The 5,148-nt window shown below is 41.5% G+C and carries 6 protein-coding genes; 5 read left to right on the top strand and 1 reads right to left on the bottom strand.

Annotated features, from left to right (window positions below):
- The 4 genes from Q0256_RS02040 to Q0256_RS02025 all read left to right on the top strand — a co-directional run.
- The coding region (locus Q0256_RS02040; RefSeq protein ID WP_297959606.1) for a Sir2 family NAD-dependent protein deacetylase at positions 1-797 on the top strand (797 nt) is incomplete at its 5' end.
- A gap of 45 nt (positions 798-842) precedes the next feature.
- Entirely contained in the window at positions 843-1,220 is a 378-nt protein-coding gene (locus tag Q0256_RS02035; protein WP_297959605.1) for an HTH domain-containing protein, read from the top strand.
- 21 nt (positions 1,221-1,241) lie between these two features.
- Positions 1,242-1,766: a WYL domain-containing protein gene (locus Q0256_RS02030; protein WP_367271935.1), complete on the top strand. Its 525-nt coding sequence runs from the start codon at positions 1,242-1,244 to the stop codon at positions 1,764-1,766.
- Positions 1,763-2,302, top strand: coding sequence for a macro domain-containing protein (locus Q0256_RS02025; protein ID WP_297959604.1), 540 nt, complete (start codon positions 1,763-1,765; stop codon positions 2,300-2,302). The genes Q0256_RS02030 and Q0256_RS02025 overlap by 4 nt, the downstream gene beginning before the upstream one ends.
- A 127-nt stretch (positions 2,303-2,429) precedes the next feature.
- On the opposite strand, the gene Q0256_RS02020 is transcribed toward Q0256_RS02025, so the two are convergent.
- Entirely contained in the window at positions 2,430-2,987 is a 558-nt protein-coding gene (locus Q0256_RS02020) for a metallophosphoesterase (protein ID WP_297959602.1), read from the bottom strand.
- A 281-nt stretch (positions 2,988-3,268) separates the two neighbouring features.
- Between Q0256_RS02020 and hcp the strand changes: the two genes are divergently transcribed.
- Complete coding sequence (gene hcp, locus Q0256_RS02015) at positions 3,269-4,597, top strand: hydroxylamine reductase (protein WP_297959600.1); 1,329 nt, start codon at positions 3,269-3,271, stop codon at positions 4,595-4,597.
- Positions 4,598-5,148: the final 551 nt, after the last annotated feature.

The raw sequence follows: 5,148 nt of genomic DNA, 5'->3' as shown, positions 1-5,148 counted from the left end.
AAGAAATCGTCGCAAACGCCGAAGCCGTCATCATAACCGCAGGAGCAGGCATGGGCGTAGATAGCGGACTGCCTGATTTTAGAGGCAATCTTGGATTTTGGAAAGCCTACCCGCCTTTAAAGGATAAAAATTTAAGCTTTACCGAGATGGCAAATCCGCAGTGGTTTTTTAGCAGCCCTGAGCTAGCTTGGGCGTTTTACGGACACAGGCTAAAGCTCTATAACGCAACCCAGCCTCACGAGGGTTTTACCCTACTAAAAAATCTTTGCGAAGCAAAAGGCGAAAACTATTTTATCTACACTTCAAACGTAGACGGGCATTTTGAAAAGGTGGGATTTGACAAGGATAAAATTTACGAGATCCATGGCTCCATACATCACGCGCAGTGTATTCATAGCGATGACGGAAATATATGGAATATGGACGAAAATAATGTCGAAGTGGATGAGGATAGATTTATCGTTACAAAGATGCCCGTTTGTCCTGAATGCGGATGCGTGAGCCGCCCAAATATCCTTATGTTTTATGATCACGAATTTAATCACAAAAGAGCTTGGGCGCAGCGCAAAAAGTATGATACGTGGCTTAGTCACAATATGAACTCCAAAATAGCCATAATTGAGATCGGAGCAGGTCTTGCGGTGCCTACGATCAGGATTTACGGAGAAAGGATGGCAAAAAGATTTAAGCGCGCTCATCTAATCCGCATAAACCCGCCAGATACTCACGTAAGCGCGTATAGAGGTATGGCGATAAAGGCAGGCGGACTTGAAGGATTAAGAGCAATCCTTAGCTGATATTATCCCTTTATTTTTAGATAAAATAATATAAAAGGAGCCTAGATGCAAAAACCGCAAAAAATAATCTCGCAATCCGGTAGTGGCAAATACGAACGCATAAACGAAATAGCCACCTTAATTAGCAGAAAACCCCATTCCATCTCCGAGCTCGCGGAAAAATTTGGAGTTTGTACCAAAACTATCCAAAGAGACCTTTACGAGGTGCTAGCGAAAAATGGAGCTGTAAGAAACGGCAGGATGTGGAGCATAGATAAAACTAAAATCAAAGATGGCTTAGATCAGGAAGAGCGCACCGTCATAAATATCCTCGATAATATCTCAAAAACGATGGGCGCAAATTTTTACTCAAAGGCCCACGTTTTGCTAGAACAGATCACAAACCGGCTAAATCATCCGATTTTAACAAATATAAGCAGCTAAAAATTAAGTGAAGATGACTTTATAAATTTCGAACTGCTTGAAAACGCTATCAAAAAGAGAAGCTTGGTGCAGTGCGAATACGCCGGTTTTAAATTTAAGATAAAGCCGCTAAAACTAGCGATGTTTGACGGATTTTGGTATTTGCTATTTTTAGATACGAATAAAAACGATACCTTTAAGAAATTCCACTTAAAAAGCATCACAAATATTAGAATTCTTGAGGAGAAATTTAAATTAGACGCCAAAATAGAGGAGAGGATTAAAAATATAAACTCCGCCTGGGCAACGCTAGATAAACCAAATACCGCTAGACTGCTTTTATCTCCGCAGATAAAGAAATATTTCGAGAGAAAACCCTACGCTAAGCAGAGCATAACAGGACTTGATGCCGATGGCTCGGTCGTAATCGATATAGAATTTACTAATTTAATGGAGATAAAGCCGCTTATTTACTACTTCATTCCGTTTATCAAAGTGCTAGAACCAAAGGAGTTAGCCGATACGATAAAAGATGAGATAGAAAAGTATTTAGAAGAGATAAAATGAAAATTTCATATGAAATAAAGATAAAATTTGGCGATTTATTGGACGCACAAGCGGATTATCTGATAAATCCTTCAAATACGGCGATGCTGCTTGGCAGCGGTGTGTCTATGGCTTTTAAGAGGCATTGCGGTGAGGCGCTAGAAAAATACATGCAAGAACAACTAAAAATAAGAGAGATAAGGCAAGGTGATGTCGTCAAAACCGCCTCAAATCATGCAAACTTTCCATTCGTATTACATGCAGCCATTATGAATTACGCTGATAGATCAAAGTCTAAAAAGCCGAGTTTAGATACTATCATGCAAATTTTAAATAATTTGCAAGAAATAATCTTACAAGATCAAAGCAAATATATAAAAATAGCTCTGCCTCTGATGGGATGCGGAGCGGGTGGACTAAATAAGCGCGAGGTGATCTGCGAATATAAACGCTTTTTCAAACAAAATTTAGACGCAGAAAAAGAATGCGAAGTAGAAATTTACGGATTTAGCGAAAGTGATTTTAGATTATTGAAAGAAATTATGACAAAAAGCTAAATTTATTTGCTTAGCTGTGGACAAAAGACGTGCTGCCAATATGCGAGTAGAGCCGCGAAATACAATTAATTTATTGCGCTAAATTATATTTTATAGAATTCCGCCGTTAAAATTTTATAAATTTAACTCAAATTTCTAAAATATTAAGCTTCAGACTTGAATTATAAATCGTGCAATCGCCGATTTTATCAATATCTAAAAGCGGATTATGCACGTGTCCGCAAAGGATTATTTTTGCTTTTAAAAGTCCGTGCTTTAGCACTCGAAAAAGCTCTTTATCACCAAAATCTCTGCCGCGCTCTATGGACGTTCGCGTATGTGCAGGCGGAATATGCGTAAGTAGCACGTCGCACTCTGCAAAATCCAAAATATCCGCGCAGAGATAAGGGGCGCAGCCAAATTTAATACCCTCAAGCGTCTTAATATCGCCATCCGCATAAATATTAGACGCTCGTATCCAAGAAACGTCGCCAGACTCACTCACGTCATGATTTCCGCTACATACAAAGATAGGCTTTTTAAAATTTTCTAACCACCGCTTCACCCACGCTTTTTGTCCTATGATATCTTTTTGGTTTGTGTCTATCAGATCGCCGCTTATGCAACAAATGTCAAATTCTAAGCTTAAAATTCGATCAAATTTAGCTTTATCGAAATGTAGATCACTCGCATGTAGAATTTTCATAACGTTTTTGAACTACCGCTTTTATATAATTTAGAAACCTTGCTCGCTAACGATTTTAACTTCTCTTTCATTACCTATCCGTTTTTTGAAATTACGCACATTATATCTAAATTTAAGTAGCCATATTCCCGTTATAAGTGAAATTGAAGCAATTTATAAAATTTAAAATTCTCATTTTATAAATAAATTTGATAAAATTTAGCCATTTCTTGATTATAATCAATTTTTTTGCCTAAATAAAATCTTAAAATTACCAACTAAATTTTTTATAAAGGATTTCTATGAGCGACAATCTAGAGATGTTCTGTCATCAGTGCCAAATGAGCGCGCCCGAGGGCTGCGGCGCCAAAGGCCAAGATCGCGGCACCTGTGGTAAAACCTCCACGCTGGCGTTACTTCAAGACACTATGGTTTTCGGACTTAAAGGCCTTAGCGCCTACCGCCACCACGCCCGTGAGCTCGGCGCCGATACTAGCGCGGTCGATACCGTTATGGCGGATACGCTGTATTTCACGCTGACGAACTCAAATTTTAACTTTGACGAGCATATCGCGCAGCTAATGGCCGTCGGAAGCGCGGGCGTGCAGATGATGGATATCTTAAGCGAGGCGCATACTGCAAAATTCGGCGTACCGACCCCGGTTAAGGTAAGCCAAAACAAGGTCGAGGGCAAGGCGATTTTGGTTAGCGGACACAACCTGCATGCTCTTGAGGCGCTACTAAAAGCGACCGAAGGCAAGGGTATCAATATCTACACCCACTCCGAGATGCTTCCTGCGCACGGCTATCCGCAGCTTCGCAAGTATCCGCACCTAAAGGGCAACGTCGGCAAGGCGTGGTTCGATCAGACCAAGCTTTTTAACGAATTTAAAGGCGCGATTTTGATGACCACGAACTGCATCGTGCCGCTTCGCTCGTCCTGTAGCTACGCAGACAGGCTGTTTGGCTACTCTATCGCGGGCACAGACGGCATCAAACATATCCAAAACGACGATTTTACGCCGCTCATCGAGTGCGCGCTTGCGTGCGGCGACGTGAGCATGGACAGCGACGAGAGCTTGGTGACGGGCGGACACTACAAGACGATTTTAAGCCTTGCGCCGCAAATTTTAGACGCGATCAAGTCGGGTAAAATCCGCCGCTTTTTCGTCATCGCAGGCTGCGACGCGCCGGGCAAAGGACGCGAGTATTACCGCGAGCTAGCGCTTAGCCTGCCGAAGGACTGCGTGATTTTGACCTCTAGCTGCGGCAAATTCCGCTTTAACGACGTGGATTTCGGAAACGTGCCCGGCACCGAGCTTCCGCGCTATATTGACCTTGGCCAGTGCAACGACAGCAACGGCGCGGTCAAGATTGCCCTAGCGCTTAGCGAGGCTACGGGCATCGCGGTAAACGACCTGCCGGTCTCGATCGTGCTGATGTGGATGGAACAAAAGGCGGTCATCATCCTGCTTGCGCTGTTTAGCCTAGGCGTTAAGAACATCAACGTGGGGCCTACGGTGCCTGAGTTTTTCAACGACGAAATTTTGGGCTTTTTGGTGCAAAATTTCGGCCTTCGCCTAATCAGCGGCGACGCGCAGGCGGATCTGAAATACTTCCTGGGCGAATAAATTTCATAGAGAGGCAAATCGGGTAAATTTAATTCGGCAAAGCTTCGATTTTAAATTTACCCTTTATACGCCGCTTTTAGCGAAGCTAGCCGATCCACTCCGCGGCTATTTTGCGCCGACGCTCATATTTAAATTTTACGACTATGCCGTCCTTCTTAATTTAAATTTTAAAATTCCATAATCTCGCCAAATGTTTAGAAAAATTTAATTAAGTGCTTTTTTACACATTCAAATTCCAATCGCCTTTGCTATTACAATCCTTCTTTTTCTGTGTAAGTATTTATCTTATCCGTATCGCCGCCGCTTATAGTAACCGCTATAGTGTAACCGTCTTGATGCTTGGTATCTCATAAAATTTTCCATATCATCTCATTTTTCGCTATCAGATATTGAAATTTAGTGCCATTAAAATTTTAAATAAATATAGTATTTTCACAGGATTTTTAATCGGAATTTGAATACGGATTTTAATCTAAATTTTACTCATAAATTTTGAGATTATTTTATGAGTGCATGACGTACGGCTTGTGGGAATAAAATAAATTTTAAGC

This window comes from uncultured Campylobacter sp. (genome assembly GCF_937949835.1).
GTDB lineage: Bacteria > Campylobacterota > Campylobacteria > Campylobacterales > Campylobacteraceae > Campylobacter_B.
The sequence above is the reverse complement of the archived record's forward strand: the minus strand, read 5'-3'. Positions and strand labels throughout refer to the sequence as shown.

What these genes read in the sequence shown, in the direction of transcription:
- Q0256_RS02035 (WP_297959605.1), top strand. Translation starts at nt 843, where the DNA reads ATGCAAAAACCGCAAAAAATAATCTCGCAATCCGGTAGTGGCAAATAC.
- Q0256_RS02025 (WP_297959604.1), top strand. Translation starts at nt 1,763, where the DNA reads ATGAAAATTTCATATGAAATAAAGATAAAATTTGGCGATTTATTGGAC.
- Q0256_RS02020 (WP_297959602.1), bottom strand. Translation starts at nt 2,987, where the DNA reads ATGAAAATTCTACATGCGAGTGATCTACATTTCGATAAAGCTAAATTT.
- hcp (WP_297959600.1), top strand. Translation starts at nt 3,269, where the DNA reads ATGAGCGACAATCTAGAGATGTTCTGTCATCAGTGCCAAATGAGCGCG.